Here is a 16,862-nt window from a genome sequence, read left to right as displayed (position 1 = left end):
AGCTTCGATGAGCGAGCGCGGAATGGACTGCAGTCCGGCCAGAAAGAACAGGAAGTTGTAGGAAATCTGCTTCCAGACCGAGGCGAAGACCACCAGCGCCATGGCATCGGTCCCGTTCAGCCGCGGATTCCACTGCAACCCGATTTTCACCATGAAGACCGCCAGGATGCCGACTGATGGGGAAAACAGGAATAGCCACAGTACCCCCGCCACGGCAGCCGCCACTGCGTAGGGCCAGATGAGCAGCGTCTTGTAGAAGGCAGCCGCGCGTACCACTCGGTCGGCCATCACCGCCAGCAGCAGCGAAACCGATAGGCCGAAGAACGCTACCAGCGACGAGAACAAGGCCGTCGTGCGAAACGAGCTCAGGTATTCAGGGCTGGAAAACAGATCGGCGAAATTGGCCAACCCAACGAATTGCGACGACAGCCCGAAGGGGTCCTCAAGGCGAAAGGACTGCCACAGGGCCTGGCCTGCCGGCCAGAAGAAAAAAACCAGCGTGACGGCGAGCTGCGGCGCAAGCAACAGCCACGGCAGGGTCCGGTGGCGAAAGACGACGCGTTTTTCCATGAGCGATGAGGGTTCCACGAGGCAGGACTACCGGCCGCCATGGGGGGCAGCCGGCGGTACCACCCCGCCATTCAGGACGCGAACTTCAACGCACGCTCTTCTGGAATCGGCTCAGCAACTCGTCGCCGCCGCTGACCATTTTCTTCAGACCATCTTCCGGACTGACCTTGCCGGCAAAGATCTGCTCCATGGTGGCATCTTCGATATCGCGGACTTGGGGCAAGTAGCCCAGACGAATCCCGCGAGAGTTCACAGTGGTGGCTGCATCGAGCTGCTTGACAGCGATTTCCGTCCCCGGATTTTTGTCATAAAACCCGGATTCCTTGGTGAGCTGGTACCCGGCCTTGGTCACTGGCACATAGCCGGTGCCCTGGTGCCAGGCGGCCGCCTGCTGGGGACTGGACAGATATTTGAAGAACTTGATGACGCCCTTGTAGACGGTATCAGACTTGCCCGCAAACACCCACAGCGACGCGCCGCCAATGATCGAGTTCTGTGGGGCGCCCTTCACGCCGGGGTAATAGGGCAGAGTGGTCGTGCCGAATTTGAACTGGCCGTTCTTCAGAACGGCTGCCCGCATGCCGCTAGAACCCGTATACATGCCGCACTTGCCAGAAATGAACAAGGCATTGCCGGCATCGCCACGCCCGCCATAGGTGAAGGTCCCGGCCTTGGCCATATCGGCCAAGAACGTCATGTGCCGCTTGAACAGCGGATTGTCCAGCTTCAGGCGCGCACCCAGACCGCCAAACCCGTTGTTTTCGGAAGCGTATGGAACGTTGTGCCACGCGGCGAAATTCTCCAGTTGCACCCACGAAGGCCAGGCTGTGGAGTAGCCGCACTCCATACCGGCGGCCCGCAGCTTCTTGGCGGCCTCGGCGACTTCCGGCCAAGTCTTGGGCGGCTGGTCCGGATTCAACCCCGCCTTCTGGAAGGCGTCCCTGTTGTAGTACATGACCGGGGTCGAGCTGTTGAACGGCATCGATACCAGTTTGCCGGAACTGGATGAATAATAGCCTGCCACCGCACCCAGAAAATCGGCTGGGTTGATGGGATCACCGACCTTTTCGGACAACTCCTGAACCGGCTTGATGGCGCCCTTGGCGTACATCATGGTGGCCGTCCCGACCTCGAAGACCTGCAAAATATCGGGCGCATTCCCCGCGCGGAACGCCGCGATCCCGGCGTTCATGGATTCTCCATAGTTGCCCTTGTAGACGGCGTGCACCACATAGTCGGACTGGCTGGCATTGAAATCCTTGGCGATCTGTGTGACCCGTTCGCCCAAGGGGCCTTCCATAGAGTGCCAGAATGTGATGTCCGTGGCGGCCTGGGCAAAGCCAGCGCTGGCCAGCAACGCGGCCAGGACGGTCAGACGGGGAATCGTGTGAGTCATCAGCCTTCTCCTGTGGCGGTGGGGATCGCCCGAACGACACGGGCGATTTTGGGAGGATTATACGGAGCCTGGATGACCGTTCCGTGAATCCCGAAACCCGATGTTTTGCCTGCCGAGGATACCCGGATACCACCGTCCCGGGTATCCGTTTCTATCCTTATTCACCTGTAAGAAATTGTCCATGGCCAGCCGTCTGATCGTACAATGTGGCCCCATGAAAGAACGACTGACTCTCGCACTGATTGGCGGCGGCAACATGGCCAACGCCCTGGCCAGCGGCCTGATCGGGCGGCGTTGTGCGGCCGCCGACGTCCATGTGATCGACCCGGGTGCGGACAAGCGCGCGCACTGGGAAGAACTGGGGACGACTGCGGCAGGCGCCCCGGACGCCCGCCTTTCAGACTGCCGGGTCTGGTTCTTTGCCGTGAAGCCCCAGGTCATGTCCGAGGTCGTACAGCAGTGCCGACCCTGGCTGCGGCCAGACACGCTGGTCATCAGCATCGCTGCCGGCATCCCTGGAAGCGCCATTGCCCGCTGGCTGGGCGACGGCGCACACCCTTACACACGCGTCGTCCGCTGCATGCCCAACACGCCGGCCCTGATCGGCTGCGGCACTACCGGAATGACCGCGCTGGAGGGGGTTGACGATGCGGATCGCGCCCAGGCTGAGGAATTGCTGCGGGCGGTGGGCGAAGTGCTTTGGGTTGCAGACGATGCGGCCATCGATGCGGTGACGGCGGTGTCGGGGAGTGGCCCAGCCTACGTGTTCCTGTTCCTCGAGGCCCTGATGGAGGCTGCCCAGGAGCAGGGGCTGACCGCTGACCAGGCGCGTCAGCTCGCTCTGGGCACATTCCACGGCGCCACTCAGCTCGCCACGCTGTCACCGGACGCCCCATCCGTACTTCGCGAACGCGTGACATCCAAGGGCGGTACCACGGCCGCAGCGCTGGCTGTGTTTCAAGAACGCGGCCTGAGCGACACCATGCGTGCTGCCGTCGCCGCTGCGGCGCGCCGCGCTAAAGATCTGGCACGCGAATTTTCGGCTTGACTTTCACCATAGGGATTAACCGTAGTGACACAGGCAGGGCTAGTCGTCAGAATACGGCCTGCCGCTCAGGGCGGAAGCACACAACCGAAGCTTGTCGCCCCTGGTAATTGACCCCTGATCGGGGTCAATGCATGAATCTGCCTGCGGCGCCTCTACCGGAGACCTTTGAATGAATCTGAAACTGCGCATTGCTCCCTTCGTGCTCGCGCTCGGAGCATTGTCCTTGGCTGCCGCTGCGCAGGCCGATACCCTGAAGATCGGCATCCCGCAACCGATGACCGGCCCCAACACCCAATACGGTGACCAGATCCAGGCTGGTGCACTGACGGCCATCGATGCGCTCAACGAAAAAGGCGGCATCAAGGGTATGAAGATCGAGCCCTTGCTGATCGATGATGGGTGCGAGCCCAAGCAGGCCGTGCCCGCCGCCAATCGTGTGGTGAACTCGGGCGCCAAGTTCGCCGTGGCGCATGCCTGCTCGGGCACGACGGTGCCCGCCGTGAACGTCTACGAGCAGGAAGGCATCGTCGCGATCACCCCGGGCGCGACCTCGCCGCTGGTCACCGACACAATCAAGCCGCATTACTTTTTCCGCACCATCGGTCGCGACGATCAGCAGGGCCCCTTTGCGGCTGACTACATCGCCAATCAGCTCAAGCCAAAAAAAGTCGCCATCCTGCACGACAAGCAGACCTACGGTTCGGGGATCGCCACACAGGTCCGGAAGTCCCTGCAAAAGGACGGCGTGAACATTGCCATGTTCGAGGGCATCAACGTCGGCGACAGCGACTATTCGGCCGTGATCTCGAAACTGAAAGCGCTGGGCCCCGACCTGATTTACTTCGGCGGCTACCATCCAGAGCTCGGACTGCTGCTGCGCCAGGCGCGCGAACAAGGCCTGAACACCCAGTTCATGGGACCTGAAGGCGTGGCCAACAAAGACCTGCTTGCCATCGCCGGACCTGCTGTGGACAAACTGCTGGTTACGTTGCCGGCGGACTTCACGAAACGCAAGGGCAACGAGCACATCCTTGACGACTTCAAAAAATACAAGCGCAGCCCCGACGGTGCCTTCACCATCACGGCCTACGCCGCTGTTCAGGTGCTGGCCGACAGCATCGGTGCCGTGGGTCCGGATGCCGACAAAGTCGCCGACTACATGCATGCGCACACGTTCAAGACGGCGATCGGTGACGTAGACTACGACGCCAAGGGTGACCTGAAGCACTTCGAATTTGCAGTATTCCGCTGGGACGCCAACGGAAACATGACCCAGATTCAGCCCTGACCGGCTTGGCGGGCCCGGGCGCATCATGCCTGGGTCCTGTCCGCCCGGATTCCCCATATTCGGGCCTTTCTTCAGTAACATCTTTTATTATGTCCGATCTCCTCCCCCTGCTGACGCAACAGTTGTTCAACGGCCTGTCGCTCGGTGCAATCTACGCCCTGATCGCCATTGGCTACACAATGGTCTACGGCATCATCGGCCTGATCAATTTCGCCCACGGCGAAATCTACATGATCGGTGCCTACACCGGCTTGGTGACGCTGTCGGCAATCGGATTGGGCAGCGGCCTGCCGTTGCCGATGATGGTGCTCGCGATGCTGGTCGTGGCCGCCGCAGTGACGGCGGTCTATGGCTACGCAGTCGAGAAGATCGCCTACGCACCGCTGCGCAGCAGCCCGCGCCTCGTACCGCTGATTTCCGCCATCGGCATGTCGATCTTCCTGCAGAACTGGGTCGCGACGGGGCAGGGGGCCCGCGACATGGCGGTCCCCGCACTGATCAACGGTTCCATCAATTTCACCATCGGCACCAGCGACTTCACGGTCACCGCGCCTTATTCACGCATCATGATCATCATCGTCACGGTCATTTCCATGGTCGGGCTGTGGATGTTCATCAAGTATTCCCGCACCGGCCAGGCGTCTCGAGCCTGCGCGCAGGACATCCACATGGCCAACCTGCTCGGCATCAATACCGACAGGATCATTTCCTTCACCTTCATGATTGGCGCGATGCTCGCAGCCGTCGGCGGGGTGCTGATCGCATTGGCCATCGGCAAGCTGAACCCCTTCATTGGGTTCATGGCCGGCATCAAGGCGTTCACAGCCGCTGTGCTTGGCGGTATCGGCAGCATTCCGGGCGCTATGCTGGGCGGAGTCCTGCTGGGGCTGGCCGAAACCTTTGCGGCGGCCTTCATTTCGTCTCAATACAAAGACATCGTGGCCTTCCTGCTGCTGGTCTTCATCCTGATGTTTCGTCCGACGGGGCTGTTGGGCAAACCTGAGGTGGAAAAAGTCTGATGACAAACTCTTTTAAAAACGCCCTGATCTCGGCGCTCATGGGCGGCGTCATCATTGCCCCGGTCTACGGGCTGCAGATCTTGCGCCGAGGCCAGGAAACCTATCTGCAAGCCGACTGGAAGATGATCTTCGGCGGCATGGCCCTGATTTTCCTGGTGCAGATGCTCAGGCCGCTGTTCCATCGCCGCAAGCCGTCGACTCGAAGCTTCAAAATTCCGCCCATGACGGACAAAACGCGTCAGAAAATCATCTTCGTGCTGATTCTGTTCGCCGTTGTCTGGCCGTTCTTCACGGGCCGTGCCCAAGTCGATATCGCAACGCTGGTGCTCATCTACGTCCTGCTGGGCCTTGGCCTGAACGTCGTCGTGGGGTATGCAGGTCTGCTGGACCTGGGGTTCGTGGGTTTTTATGCCACCGGAGCCTACACCTATGCGCTGCTGTACCACTGGGCCGGCTGGGGTTTCTGGCAGGCGCTGCCGTTTTCCGGTATGGTGGCGGCCTTTTTTGGATTCCTGCTGGGATTCCCCGTGCTACGGTTGCGGGGGGACTATCTGGCCATCGTGACGCTGGGCTTCGGAGAAATCATCCGCCTGATGCTGATCAACCTGTACGGACTCACCGGCGGCCCGGACGGCATCTCTGGCATTCCCAAGCCTTCATTCTTCGGCTACCAGATGGCACGGCGTTCGACGAACGGCCTGCCGACCTTTCATGAACTCATGGGTTGGACCTTCAACAGTGATGACGTCGTGGTGTACCTCTACCTTATGGCGTTCGTGCTGGTCCTGCTGACTCTGTTTTTCACCAGCCGGCTCATCCGCATGCCAATCGGGCGAGCCTGGGAAGCCTTGCGCGAGGATGAAATCGCCTGCCGTTCGCTGGGCCTGAACCCCACGACGATCAAGCTCTCTGCCTTCACCATGGGGGCCATGTTCGCAGGCTTTGGTGGAGCCTTCTTCGCCGCTCGCCAGGGGCTGGTAAATCCCGAATCCTTCACCTTCATCGAATCGGCGCTGATCCTGTCCATCGTCGTGCTGGGAGGCATGGGCTCGCAGATCGGGGTCATCCTGGCGGCGACCTTGCTCACCGTCGTACCCGAACTGGCACGCGAATTCTCCCAATACCGCATGCTGATCTTCGGCCTGGTGATGGTGGTCATGATGGTGTGGCGTCCGCAAGGCCTGCTGCCGATGAAACGTCCGCAAGTGGAATTGGAATCATGAGTGATGCATTGTTGACGGTCAGCGGACTGACCATGCGGTTCGGCGGCCTGCTGGCCGTCGATCAGGTGGAATTTGAAGTGGGCCACGATGAAGTCTTTGCCATCATCGGCCCCAACGGAGCCGGCAAGACCACCGTCTTCAACTGCGTCGGAGGGTTCTACAAGCCCTCCACCGGGACGATCCGGCTCGAAGGGACGGACATCACGGGTCAACCCACCCATAAGGTCGCACGGCACGGTCTGGTGCGGACATTCCAGAACGTCCGGCTGTTCAAGAACCTGACGGTGCTCGAAAATCTGCTGGTGGCCCAGCACACCCAGATCAAGACGGGACTGATCAGCGGCGTCCTGCGGCTGCCGTCATTCCGCCGTTCAGAGTCCGAAGCCAAGAAGCGCGCCGCGCAATGGCTGGACTTCATGGGGATCCGCCAGTACGCCAACCGTGAAGCGGGCAATCTGGCCTACGGTCACCAGCGCCGGCTGGAAATCGCGCGCTGCATGATCACCAAGCCGCGGTTGCTCATGCTGGATGAGCCGGCCGCTGGCCTGAATCCTCAGGAAAAACGCGATCTTCAGAAGCTCATCGACCAATTACGGCGCGAATTCAACGTGGCCGTCCTGCTGATCGAACACGACATGAGCCTCGTGATGGGAGTGTCCGACCGCATCCTGGTCATGGAGCACGGCAAGCCCATCACCACCGGGTTGCCCGAGGCGATTCGCACGGACCCACGCGTGATCAAAGCTTATCTGGGGGAATGACCGTGCTCAAACTGGAAAACATCAGCACGTTCTACGGCGCGATTCAGGCGTTGAACGACGTCTCGGTGGAAGTCAATGAGGGTGAAATCGTCACCCTGATCGGTGCCAACGGCGCCGGCAAGACGACGCTGCTCATGACGACCTGCGGCAACCCCAGGGCGCGGGAGGGCAAGATCAGCTTTCTCGGCGAGGACATCACCGGCGCGCCGACGCACGAAATCATGCAGCGCGGCATCGCCATTTCCCCGGAAGGGCGCCGCGTCTTTTCAGACCTGACCGTCATGGAAAACCTGAACATGGGGGCGTTCTTCCTGGATCGATCACAGACCGAAGAAAGCATGGCTCACATTTTTGAGCTGTTCCCACGCCTGAAGGAGCGGGCCACCCAGCGTGCCGGCACCATGTCGGGTGGCGAACAACAGATGCTGGCCATCGGCCGGGCCCTCATGACTCGCCCCAAGTTGTTGCTGCTGGACGAGCCCACACTGGGCCTCGCGCCGCTGATCATCGCCCAGATCTTCGACATCATCCGCACAATCCGTGACGAAGGCGTCACCGTGTTCCTGGTGGAACAAAACGCGAACAAGGCGCTACAGGTCGCCGACCGCGGCTATGTGCTGGAAACCGGCAAGGTCGTACTGCACGACAGCGGCGCCAACCTGCTGAAGAACGACGACGTCCGCAAGGCGTACTTGGGTGGATGAGCCAGGACATGCCAGGGTCCCTGCGGACCCTGGCATGCCTGGCGAATCGGAGCGGCCTGCAGGCCGCGACGTGGGAAACCCGTCTCGACGCGAGACATCCCCTCACGGTTCGCCTTGCAAGGCGAACCGGCTGGCCAGACACAGGACAGTCCGCAGGGACTGTTCTGTGTTCAGGCCAGCCCCTGTGCCTTTAGCGCGGCCTGCACACCCTTGTCCTGCCGCAGCTTCTTCTGATAGCGGCGCAGTTCGGGCAGATCAGAAAGGTCCATCTTCTTGGCCTCGGCCCATGAGATCATCACGAACAGATAGGCGTCGGCCAACGAGCGCTGGCCGGTCACCCAGTCGCGTCCCTTGAGCTGCTTCTCCACGATCGTGAAGAAGCTCTTGACCTTGGCCGTTGCCTGATCTTCCAGAACCTTAGCCACGGCCGCGTCACCACCCGAGAAGTAATCCGAGCCGAACACCAGGCCAAACGTGCGGTGGATGTCGGAGTTGCACATCGACAGCCAACGGCGCATCTCCGCGCGACCCCGGATGTCCGATCCCATCAGCTTGGCCTCTGGGTTCATCTCGGCCAGATATTCCAGAATGGCGGCACTCTGCGTCAGAACGAAGTCGCCGTCGACCAACGTCGGAACGGCTCCTGTGGGATTGAGCGCCAGATAGGCGGGTTCCTTTGTCTGCTCCCGCGTCAGGCGCTGGGTTTCATATGGCTTGCCAATCCATTCGAGCACGATATGCGTCGCCAGCGGGCAGGCACCTGGAAAATAATACAGTTTCATGTTGTTCCCATAGTAAGGACCGAAAGTCTCATCCGTTATAACACCGGAGCAACCCTCGTTCATTTGCTCAGCTGGGCTGGCCATCAGCCTCGCACCGAATCCGCAGCTGTGGCGCATGGGGTAGACTATGAAACGATAAAAAACAGTGGAGAAGTCTGCACATGGATACGCGGCGCATCGTCTTTCTGGATCGCGAGGCCTTGCCCGATTGGCTGGATTTTGACGGGCTTTCGGTGCCCCACGAATTCGTATTCCACCCCCACAGCGCGAGCGAAGAGGTTGCCGAACGCATTCGCGACGCCGACGTGGTCATCGTGAACAAGGTCAAGGTCGACGCCGCTGCCCTGCAGCAGGCCAGTCACTTGGGCATGATCGCCGTGGCTGCCACGGGGACCGACAACATCGACCTGGAGACCTGTAATCGGCTGGGGATCATCGTCTCCAACGTGCGGGAGTACGCCAGCCACGCAGTGCCTGAACACGTCTTTACGCTGATGCTTGCCCTGCAGCGCAGCCTGCTGGCTTACCGCGAGTCTGTCAAGAATGGGCGCTGGCAGCAAAGTGGCCAGTTCTGCTACTTCGACTTTCCGGTGCGGGATCTCGCAGGTTCCACATTGGGCATCGTGGGGCGGGGCGCACTGGGTGAAGCCGTCGCACAGATCGCACGCGCCTTTGGCATGAAGGTCCAGTTCGCGGCGCGGCGCGACGCCGGCGCGCCAGCCGAAGACTACACTGACTTCGGGCACTTCCTGCGCACCAGCGACGTCATCAGCCTGCATTGCCCGCTCAACGACCAGACGCGGGGGATGATAGGCGCATCGGAATTCGCGCTGATGGAGCGGCATCCGCTGCTCATCAACACGGCGCGGGGCGGCCTGGTGGACGAACATGCGCTGGGGCAGGCACTGCGCTCCGGTCAGATCTGTGGAGCCGGCTTCGATGTGGCTTCAGAGGAGCCCCCCAGGCTGGACCACCCGCTGATGCGCCTGCTGGATTACCCGAATTTCATCCTGACGCCGCACGTCGCCTGGTCCAGCCACGACGCCGTAGAAGCCATGGCCCGCCAGGTCATCCACAACATCGAGGCCTTCTGCCGCGACGAACCGCGAAATGTGGTTGCCGGCTTCCGCAGCTGACCTTATCCGAACTTTTCTGGATCATCACCCATGTCCCGCTGTCTGCGTATTGCCATCAATGGCTATGGCCGCATTGGCCGTTGTGTCCTGCGCGCACTGATGGAATCCCACCATCGGGAATCCATCCAGGTCGTTGCCATCAACGAACCGGCAGACTTGGAATCCATGGTCTACCTGACCCAGTACGACTCGACCCACGGCGTGTTCCCCGGTGCCGTCGCGGCTGTGGACGGCGGCCTGTCGATCGACGGGTGCGACATCCAGGTCTTCCACGCCAGTGAGCCTGCGCAAGGCCCGTGGGGCCAGCTCGACTTCGACCTGTTGCTGGAATGCTCGGGCAGGTTTTCCACGCGTGCACGCCTGCAGCCCTTCATCGATGCGGGCTGCCCGCGCGTGCTGGTATCACACCCGGGGCGGGGTGCGGCCGAAGTCGATTTCACGGTCGTCTACGGCGCCAACGAGAACGGGCTGCGCGCGGATCAGCACATCGTTTCGGCCGCTTCCTGCACCACCAACGCCATCGTCCCGATTCTGGATATTCTGGACCGGAACCTGGGAGTGGGCGGGGCATTCCTGACTACGCTGCACTCCGTCATGAACGACCAACCCATGATCGACGGCTACCACCACGCCGATCTTCGGCGAACCCGCTCCGCGATGCAATCCATCGTGCCGGTGGCGACTGGTCTGGCCCAGGGCGTCGAGCGCCTGTTACCCCAACTGGCCGGCAAAATCCAGGCAAAGGCCGTCCGTGTCCCCATCCTGAACGTGTCGGCCATTGATCTGTCCGTCAACCTGAACCGGGCCACCGATCCCCAGGCACTGAAGGCGCTGTTTCTGGCGGCGGCGCGGGCCCATCCGGGGCTGCTGGCCTGCACGGATCAACCGCATGCCTCGGTCGACTTCAACCACAACACACACTCGGCCATCGTCGACCTGAGTCAGATCCGGGTCAACAATGACAACTTCGCCAGCCTGCTGGTCTGGTTCGACAATGAATGGGGCTTCGCTAACCGGATGCTGGATGTGGCGTGCGCATGGGCCGACCAATTCAGCGATAATCCCCCCGCATTGATGACAGGAACCCCCCAAATTTCATCTTTAGGAGCATGACTCATGGCCGACAGCCGCACTGAAACTGATTCCATGGGCGCCATCGAGGTGCCCGTGTCTCATTACTGGGGGGCCCAGACGCAGCGTTCAATCCAGAACTTCCCGATCGGAGTGGACCGCTTCCGCTTCACCGCGCCCATCATTCGGGCACTGGGGGTCCTGAAGAAAGCCGCTGCGCAGGCCAACTCGGAACTCGGCGAGCTACCTGCGGACATTGCTCAGCTCATCGTGCGGGCGGCGGACGAGGTCATCGAAGGCAAGCACAACAGCGAGTTCCCCCTGGTGGTGTTCCAGACGGGTTCGGGCACACAGTCCAACATGAATGCCAACGAGGTGATTTCCAACCGGGCGATCGAACTGGCAGGTGGCACCATGGGCACCAAGAAACCGGTGCACCCCAACGACCACGTCAATCGCGGCCAGTCCTCCAACGACACCTTTCCGACCGCCATGCACATTGCAGTGGCCACGGAACTATCGCATCGCTTCTTCCCAGCCGTGGGCCGCTTGCGCGAAACGTTGGAAGCCAAGTCCAAGGCGTACCAGAACATCGTCAAGACAGGCCGCACGCACCTCCAGGATGCGACTCCCATCACGGTGGGCCAAGAAATCAGCGGCTGGGTGGCGCAGCTCGATTTTGCGCTGGATGCGGTGCAGGCTGCGCTGCCCGGCATCTACAGCCTGGCCATTGGCGGTACCGCCGTGGGGACAGGCCTGAACGCACACCCCCGGTTCGGCGAGCTCGCAGCGGCGCGCATCGCCGACATTACCGGCTTGCCGTTCCGCAGCGCGGAAAACAAGTTCTTCGCGCTGTCCGCCCATGACGCGCTGGTCAATCTGTCGGCCGCGCTACGCACGCTGGCGGCTGCGCTGATGAAGATCGCCAACGACGTGCGCTGGCTGGCCAGCGGGCCACGCTGCGGCATCGGCGAACTCACGATCCCTGAGAACGAGCCGGGTTCATCCATCATGCCGGGCAAGGTCAACCCTACGCAGTGCGAAGCCATGACCATGGTGTGTGTGCAGGTCTACGGCAATGACGCGGCCGTCGCATTTGCCGGCTCGCAGGGCAACTTTCAGCTCAATGTCTACAAACCCGTGATGGTGCACAACGTACTCGAAAGCATCGATCTGCTGGCCGATGCCTGCCTGTCGTTCGACGAACATTGCGCCACCGGAATCGAACCCAATCTGCCGCGCATCAAGGAGAACCTGGAAAAGAACCTGATGCTGGTGACTGCCTTGAACCGCCATATCGGGTATGACAAAGCGGCAGCAATCGCCAAAAAAGCCCACCACGAACACACCACGCTGCGCGCAGCCGCGCTGGCTCTGGGATTCCTCACTGAGGCGCAGTACGATGAATGGATCGTCCCGCTGAACATGACGCATCCCAGCAAAGGCTGAACATGACTGTTATTGTGCACATCAAGCGCGCTTATGAGGCATCGGCCGATGGCGACGGGTTTCGTGTGCTCGTGGATCGGCTCTGGCCGCGCGGCCTGTCGAAGGCCACTCTCAAGTACGACAAGTGGTACAAGGAGCTGGCACCCAGCTCAGAGCTGCGCAAATGGTTTGGACACCAGCCCGAGCGCTGGGAGGGCTTTCGGCGGGACTACACGGCTGAGTTGCAAAGCGAACAGGCTCAAGCCCTGATGGGTGAGATTCTGGATGAGGCGCAGGGTAGGGTAATCACGCTGGTGTACGGCGCCCACGACCCAGAGCACAACCAGGCGGTCGTGCTCTCAGGTGTCCTGGCGGCTTACGCCAAGCGGCACCGATCCTGATCGGAGCGGGCGGCCATGCTGCTGGTCTACTTCGGCTCGCAATCGACCTGGGCGCTGACCATGCTGGGTCTGATCCTTCTGCTGGGCGCGATACTGGCCATCCAGGCACACCGCAGCCGGGCGCAGGGCGGAAACGAAGAACTCCCCGGCATGACAGGAGAGGTCACACAGGCATCGGATTCACGCGGGCGCGCCTGGGCGCAAATTCGCGGTGAGGCCTGGCAGGTGCATGCTGATCAGCCACTGGCACTGGGCCAGTCCGTACGCGTCCGGTCGGTGCGAGGTCTGATCCTCGAAGTCGAACCCATTCCAGAACCTGAAAGTTCTGGTGGAGATCCCTCATGATGTTTCTCAATTTGGGCTCAGGCGTGAGCTTTCTGGTACTGGTCTTCCTGTTCATCGTCTTCATCAGGCTGTTCCATATTCTGCGGGAATACGAGCGTGCGGTGGTCTTCACACTGGGCCGATTCACCGGCGCCAAGGGGCCGGGCCTCATTGTCGTGATTCCATTTCTTCAGCATCTGGTACGTGTGGACATGCGGGTGGTGACGCTGGACATTCCGCCCCAGGCCGTGATTTCCCGCGACAACGTCTCGGTGCAAGTCAACGCTGTCGTGTATTTCCGGGTCGTTGACCCTGGCAGGGCCATCATCCAGGTGGAGCACTACCTGGAAGCCACCAGCCAGCTGGCGCAGACCACATTGAGGGCCGTGCTGGGCAAACACGAACTGGACGACATGCTGGTCGAGCGTGAAAAGCTCAACCTGGATATCCAGACCATTCTGGACGCGCAGACCGACGGCTGGGGGATCAAGGTCACCAATGTCGAAATCAAGGACATCGGCCTGAACGACACCATGGTTCGCGCCATGGCTCGCCAGGCCGAAGCCGAGCGTGACCGCCGGGCAAAGATCATCCACGCCGAAGGCGAGCGCCAGGCCGCACAGGCCCTGGCAGACGCGGCGCGCACACTGGCGCAGGAACCAACGTCCATGCAATTGCGCTATCTGGAAACCCTGACGCAGGTGGCGGGCGACAAATCGTCCACCCTGGTGCTGCCGATCCCAATCGACCTGCTGACCAATCTCATGGGGCAGTCGTCGAAAACCCCGCGTCCGACTCAGCCATGAGCTGACCGATCACGGCGCCGGCGCGCAAGTCATCGAGCTGTCCAAAATGCTGCAGGCGGATGCGCCCCTGAGCATCCAGAATGATCAAGGTTGGTGTGCCCTCCAGGTGCCAGGCTTGCATGGTGACAGGCAACGGGTTGCCGCGCGGGTCAGGGCGATCGATGCCAACCGGAAAGCGGATGCGGTATTCATACAGGAACGCCTTCAGCGCGGTTTCGTTCATGGATTCATGGTGCTCGAAAACCGTGTGCAACCCGATCACCTGGACCCGGCTGGGCGGGAAGGCCTGCTGGATCGCCTTCGCTTGCGGGATGCCATGTGATACACACCCAGGACACAGCATTTGAAACGCGTGAATCACGACCACTCGGCCGCGAAGGTCGTCCAGCGAAAGCGGGACGTCGGTGTTGAGCCAGGTCTGCACGTCCCAGGCGGGCGGCTCGTGACCATTGATCATGACGCAAGACTCCAGAATCTGATGGCCCCATGATAGGCTCATTTCGGCCCGGTTTTGGAATCGGCTCATCGGGCCGTACTGATTTCCTCCTTGCTTTTATATTAGGGTTTACCCTATAATAAAAATCAGAGCGAAACGCTCTTTTCACGCAAGAGGATTGCCATGAAAACTTTTCAACGCTTTTCCGCCGATACCCGTCTGACCGATGAGCTGGAACGCCAACTGCTGCAGGAAGCGTTGCGAGCCCAGGAAGGACCCGACGTCGTGAGCGATCTGCGCCATGCTGTAGATTTCGTGGTGCGAAAGGTCGCCAGGATGTTGAACACACCGCGCACGGGCAAGGGCCTGCCAGGCGAATACCTGTACTCCTGAGTCACCCCATCCGCTGAACGCGGACGCGCCAAGAGAGCCCCACCCCAACGGTGGGGTTTTGTTTTTTGCGGGGCTTGCCGCCAACATCTCTGTCTTCATCAGTGGCAAAATCGCCCTCTGCGAGAACGAAGGCACGGACTAGGCAATGACGCTGCTGGCGTTGGGAATCTTCATCTTCACGCTGGTGCTGGTCATCTGGCGGCCTGGCGGCCTGGGCATCGGCTGGAGCGCCTGCCTGGGGGCAGGACTGGCACTGGTCACTGGTGTCGTTCACCTCTCCGACATCCCCATCGTCTGGCACATCGTCTGGAATGCCACAGCCAGCTTCGTGGCCGTGGTCCTCATCAGCCTGATGCTGGACGCAGCCGGTTTCTTCCATTGGATCGCACTATGGGTGGCCCGCTGGGGCGCGGGCCATGGGTGGCGGTTGTTCGGGTTGATCGTGCTGCTGGGAGCCGCCGTCTCGGCGCTCTTCAATAACGATGGCGCAGCCCTCATTCTCACGCCCATCGTGGTGGCAATGTTAGCGGCCCTGCGGCTTTCACCGCCCTCAGTGCTGGCGTTCGTCATGGCTGCCGGTTTCATCACCGATGCGGGAAGCCTGCCGTTGGTGGTTTCCAACCTGGTCAATATCGTGACCGCCGACTTCTTTTCGATCGGCTTCGCCCATTTCGCCGCCGTCATGATCCCAGTCGACCTGGCCGTCATCGTCAGCGGACTGGTGATGCTGTGGTGGCTGTTCCGGCGCGATATACCGGCCCGCTACGAATGGCAGCGCCTGCAGGCGCCCGATACCGCCATTCGCGACCGGGCAACCTTCCGCGCCGGATGGTACACCATGGCCTGGCTGCTGCTGGGATTCTTCGGCCTGGAGCCGTTAGGTATCCCGGTCAGCCTGACGGCAGCGGTTGGGGCGGTGGCCGTGGCCAGCGTGGCCGCTTCATCGGGCAAGCTGCCGATCCGTCGAATCCTGAGCAGCGCTCCCTGGCACATCATCATCTTCGCCCTGGGGATGTACTTGGTCGTCTATGGCCTACGCAATGTCGGACTGACCGAATTCCTGACCACCGCGCTGAACTGGCTGGCCGGACAGGGAATCTGGACCGCAACAGTGGGGACGGGTCTGATCAGTGCAGTGCTGTCATCGCTGATGAACAATCTGCCCACGGTCCTGATCGGGGCACTGGCGATCGATGCTTCCACGGCAACAGGGGTCGTACGCGAGGCCATGATATACGCTCACATCGTTGGCTGCGACCTCGGTCCGAAACTGACTCCGATCGGTAGTCTGGCGACTTTGCTATGGCTGCACGTCCTGCATCGGCGGGGTGTGCATATCGGCTGGGGGCTGTATTGCCGCACGGGTCTGATTCTGACGGTACCCGTGCTGCTGGTCGGCCTGTTGGCACTGTCGTGGCGTCTCGCGAGCCTGGCGGGATGAACCCGCCGTAATGACATCACCACGGCCCGCCCGTCGCCGCGCAAGATGGGCTGCCGACTTATACTCGATCGGTTACCGATCTAAAGCTGAAAAGGAGTTGCATGATGACGATTGCCCAGCGGCTTGACATCCATAAAGTGGATCCTGAGGCCTACAAACCCATGATGGCGCTCGAGAAGTACGTCCATTCGGGCTCTCTCGGAGAAGGTCTGATCGGCCTGATCAAATTCAGGGCCTCGCAGATCAACGGCTGCGCCTACTGTCTGGACATGCACGGCCACGAGGCCCGGGCGGCTGGTGTGGATCAGCGCCAGCTCGACGTTCTGTCCGGATGGCACGAAGCGCCCAGCCTGTATTCGGCTCGTGAACAGGCCGCCCTGGCGTTCACTGAGGAAGTCACCCGCATCGGCGAACACGGTGTGACCGAGGCGACCTGGCAAAAGGTCCGGGCCGCATTCAGCGAACAGGAAACGGTTCAGCTCCTGATGGGAATCTGCACGATCAACGCCTGGAACCGCATGGCAATCACGGTCCATCTGGAACTGCCTCCGGCAAAGAAGGCCTGATCCTGGCGCTCTTGCGACGGCGGGCCGGTCTCCCTGAACGGAGACCGGCCCGCTGTTTTTATCGAACGC

At 61.2% G+C, this 16,862-nt stretch carries 18 protein-coding genes and 1 pseudogene; 15 read left to right on the top strand and 4 right to left on the bottom strand.

Annotated features, from left to right (window positions below; all coding sequences use genetic code 11):
* Positions 1-570: pseudogene (locus EPN31_RS15130) on the bottom strand (glycerol-3-phosphate transporter permease); the annotation flags it as partial.
* A gap of 85 nt (positions 571-655) precedes the next feature.
* A complete protein-coding gene (ugpB, locus tag EPN31_RS15125; RefSeq protein WP_291774919.1) occupies positions 656-1,966 on the bottom strand; it encodes a sn-glycerol-3-phosphate ABC transporter substrate-binding protein UgpB in 1,311 nt (436 codons plus the stop codon).
* Between the two features lie 214 nt (positions 1,967-2,180).
* Here ugpB and proC point away from each other — a divergent pair, with 214 nt between their 5' ends.
* The 6 genes from proC (at position 2,181) to EPN31_RS15095 (ending at position 8,009) form a co-directional block, all read left to right on the top strand.
* On the top strand, positions 2,181-3,014 hold the full coding sequence (gene proC / locus EPN31_RS15120) for a pyrroline-5-carboxylate reductase (protein WP_291774916.1): 834 nt from the start codon (positions 2,181-2,183) through the stop codon (positions 3,012-3,014).
* A gap of 169 nt (positions 3,015-3,183) precedes the next feature.
* Entirely contained in the window at positions 3,184-4,302 is a 1,119-nt protein-coding gene (locus EPN31_RS15115) for a high-affinity branched-chain amino acid ABC transporter substrate-binding protein (RefSeq protein WP_291774913.1), read from the top strand.
* Between the two features lie 89 nt (positions 4,303-4,391).
* A complete protein-coding gene (locus tag EPN31_RS15110) occupies positions 4,392-5,321 on the top strand; it encodes a branched-chain amino acid ABC transporter permease LivH (RefSeq protein WP_291774910.1) in 930 nt (309 codons plus the stop codon).
* Positions 5,321-6,544, top strand: a complete 1,224-nt coding sequence (locus EPN31_RS15105) for a high-affinity branched-chain amino acid ABC transporter permease LivM (RefSeq protein WP_291774907.1) — start codon at positions 5,321-5,323, stop codon at positions 6,542-6,544. Before EPN31_RS15110 ends, EPN31_RS15105 begins: the two co-directional genes overlap by 1 nt.
* Positions 6,541-7,305 carry a high-affinity branched-chain amino acid ABC transporter ATP-binding protein LivG gene (livG, locus tag EPN31_RS15100; RefSeq protein ID WP_291774904.1) on the top strand — a complete coding sequence of 255 codons (765 nt, stop codon included), beginning with the start codon at positions 6,541-6,543 and terminating at the stop codon, positions 7,303-7,305. The genes EPN31_RS15105 and livG overlap by 4 nt, the downstream gene beginning before the upstream one ends.
* Before the next feature lie 2 nt (positions 7,306-7,307).
* Positions 7,308-8,009 (top strand): ABC transporter ATP-binding protein, encoded by a 702-nt coding sequence (locus tag EPN31_RS15095; protein ID WP_291774901.1) that lies wholly within the window; start codon positions 7,308-7,310, stop codon positions 8,007-8,009.
* A gap of 170 nt (positions 8,010-8,179) precedes the next feature.
* Here EPN31_RS15095 and EPN31_RS15090 read toward each other — a convergent pair whose 3' ends face one another.
* Positions 8,180-8,791 carry a glutathione S-transferase family protein gene (locus EPN31_RS15090; RefSeq protein ID WP_291774898.1) on the bottom strand — a complete coding sequence of 204 codons (612 nt, stop codon included), beginning with the start codon at positions 8,789-8,791 and terminating at the stop codon, positions 8,180-8,182.
* A 161-nt stretch (positions 8,792-8,952) separates the two neighbouring features.
* On the opposite strand from EPN31_RS15090, the gene EPN31_RS15085 reads away from it, so the two are divergent.
* Genes EPN31_RS15085 through EPN31_RS15060 form a run of 6 tightly spaced genes read left to right on the top strand, consistent with a single transcriptional unit; the run spans position 8,953 to position 13,957 of the window.
* On the top strand, positions 8,953-9,927 hold the full coding sequence (locus EPN31_RS15085; RefSeq protein ID WP_291774895.1) for a D-2-hydroxyacid dehydrogenase: 975 nt from the start codon (positions 8,953-8,955) through the stop codon (positions 9,925-9,927).
* A 30-nt stretch (positions 9,928-9,957) separates the two neighbouring features.
* Positions 9,958-11,040: a glyceraldehyde 3-phosphate dehydrogenase NAD-binding domain-containing protein gene (locus EPN31_RS15080; protein WP_291774892.1), complete on the top strand. Its 1,083-nt coding sequence runs from the start codon at positions 9,958-9,960 to the stop codon at positions 11,038-11,040.
* Between the two features lie 3 nt (positions 11,041-11,043).
* Entirely contained in the window at positions 11,044-12,447 is a 1,404-nt protein-coding gene (fumC, locus tag EPN31_RS15075) for a class II fumarate hydratase (protein WP_291774889.1), read from the top strand.
* Between the two features lie 2 nt (positions 12,448-12,449).
* On the top strand, positions 12,450-12,827 hold the full coding sequence (locus tag EPN31_RS15070) for a DUF488 domain-containing protein (RefSeq protein ID WP_291774886.1): 378 nt from the start codon (positions 12,450-12,452) through the stop codon (positions 12,825-12,827).
* A gap of 15 nt (positions 12,828-12,842) precedes the next feature.
* Positions 12,843-13,172, top strand: a complete 330-nt coding sequence (locus EPN31_RS15065) for an NfeD family protein (protein ID WP_291774881.1) — start codon at positions 12,843-12,845, stop codon at positions 13,170-13,172.
* A gap of 11 nt (positions 13,173-13,183) precedes the next feature.
* Positions 13,184-13,957: a slipin family protein gene (locus tag EPN31_RS15060; protein WP_291774922.1), complete on the top strand. Its 774-nt coding sequence runs from the start codon at positions 13,184-13,186 to the stop codon at positions 13,955-13,957.
* Here EPN31_RS15060 and EPN31_RS15055 read toward each other — a convergent pair.
* The gene (locus EPN31_RS15055; RefSeq protein ID WP_291774879.1) at positions 13,914-14,414 is read right to left on the bottom strand and encodes a redoxin domain-containing protein; all 501 of its coding nucleotides are present in this window, start codon (positions 14,412-14,414) and stop codon (positions 13,914-13,916) included. The two genes, EPN31_RS15060 and EPN31_RS15055, sit on opposite strands and share 44 nt — an antisense overlap.
* 162 nt (positions 14,415-14,576) lie before the next feature.
* On the opposite strand from EPN31_RS15055, the gene EPN31_RS15050 reads away from it, so the two are divergent.
* From EPN31_RS15050 to EPN31_RS15040, 3 genes are all read left to right on the top strand, one after another.
* Positions 14,577-14,786 (top strand): hypothetical protein, encoded by a 210-nt coding sequence (locus EPN31_RS15050; RefSeq protein WP_291774876.1) that lies wholly within the window; start codon positions 14,577-14,579, stop codon positions 14,784-14,786.
* A gap of 145 nt (positions 14,787-14,931) precedes the next feature.
* Positions 14,932-16,227: an arsenic transporter gene (locus EPN31_RS15045; protein ID WP_291774873.1), complete on the top strand. Its 1,296-nt coding sequence runs from the start codon at positions 14,932-14,934 to the stop codon at positions 16,225-16,227.
* A gap of 101 nt (positions 16,228-16,328) precedes the next feature.
* Complete coding sequence (locus EPN31_RS15040) at positions 16,329-16,793, top strand: carboxymuconolactone decarboxylase family protein (protein WP_291774870.1); 465 nt, start codon at positions 16,329-16,331, stop codon at positions 16,791-16,793.
* The last annotated feature ends 69 nt before the right edge of the window (positions 16,794-16,862 follow it).

This window comes from Castellaniella sp. (assembly GCF_004321985.1).
Lineage (GTDB): Bacteria > Pseudomonadota > Gammaproteobacteria > Burkholderiales > Burkholderiaceae_B > Castellaniella.
The sequence above is the reverse complement of the archived record's forward strand: the minus strand, read 5'-3'. Positions and strand labels throughout refer to the sequence as shown.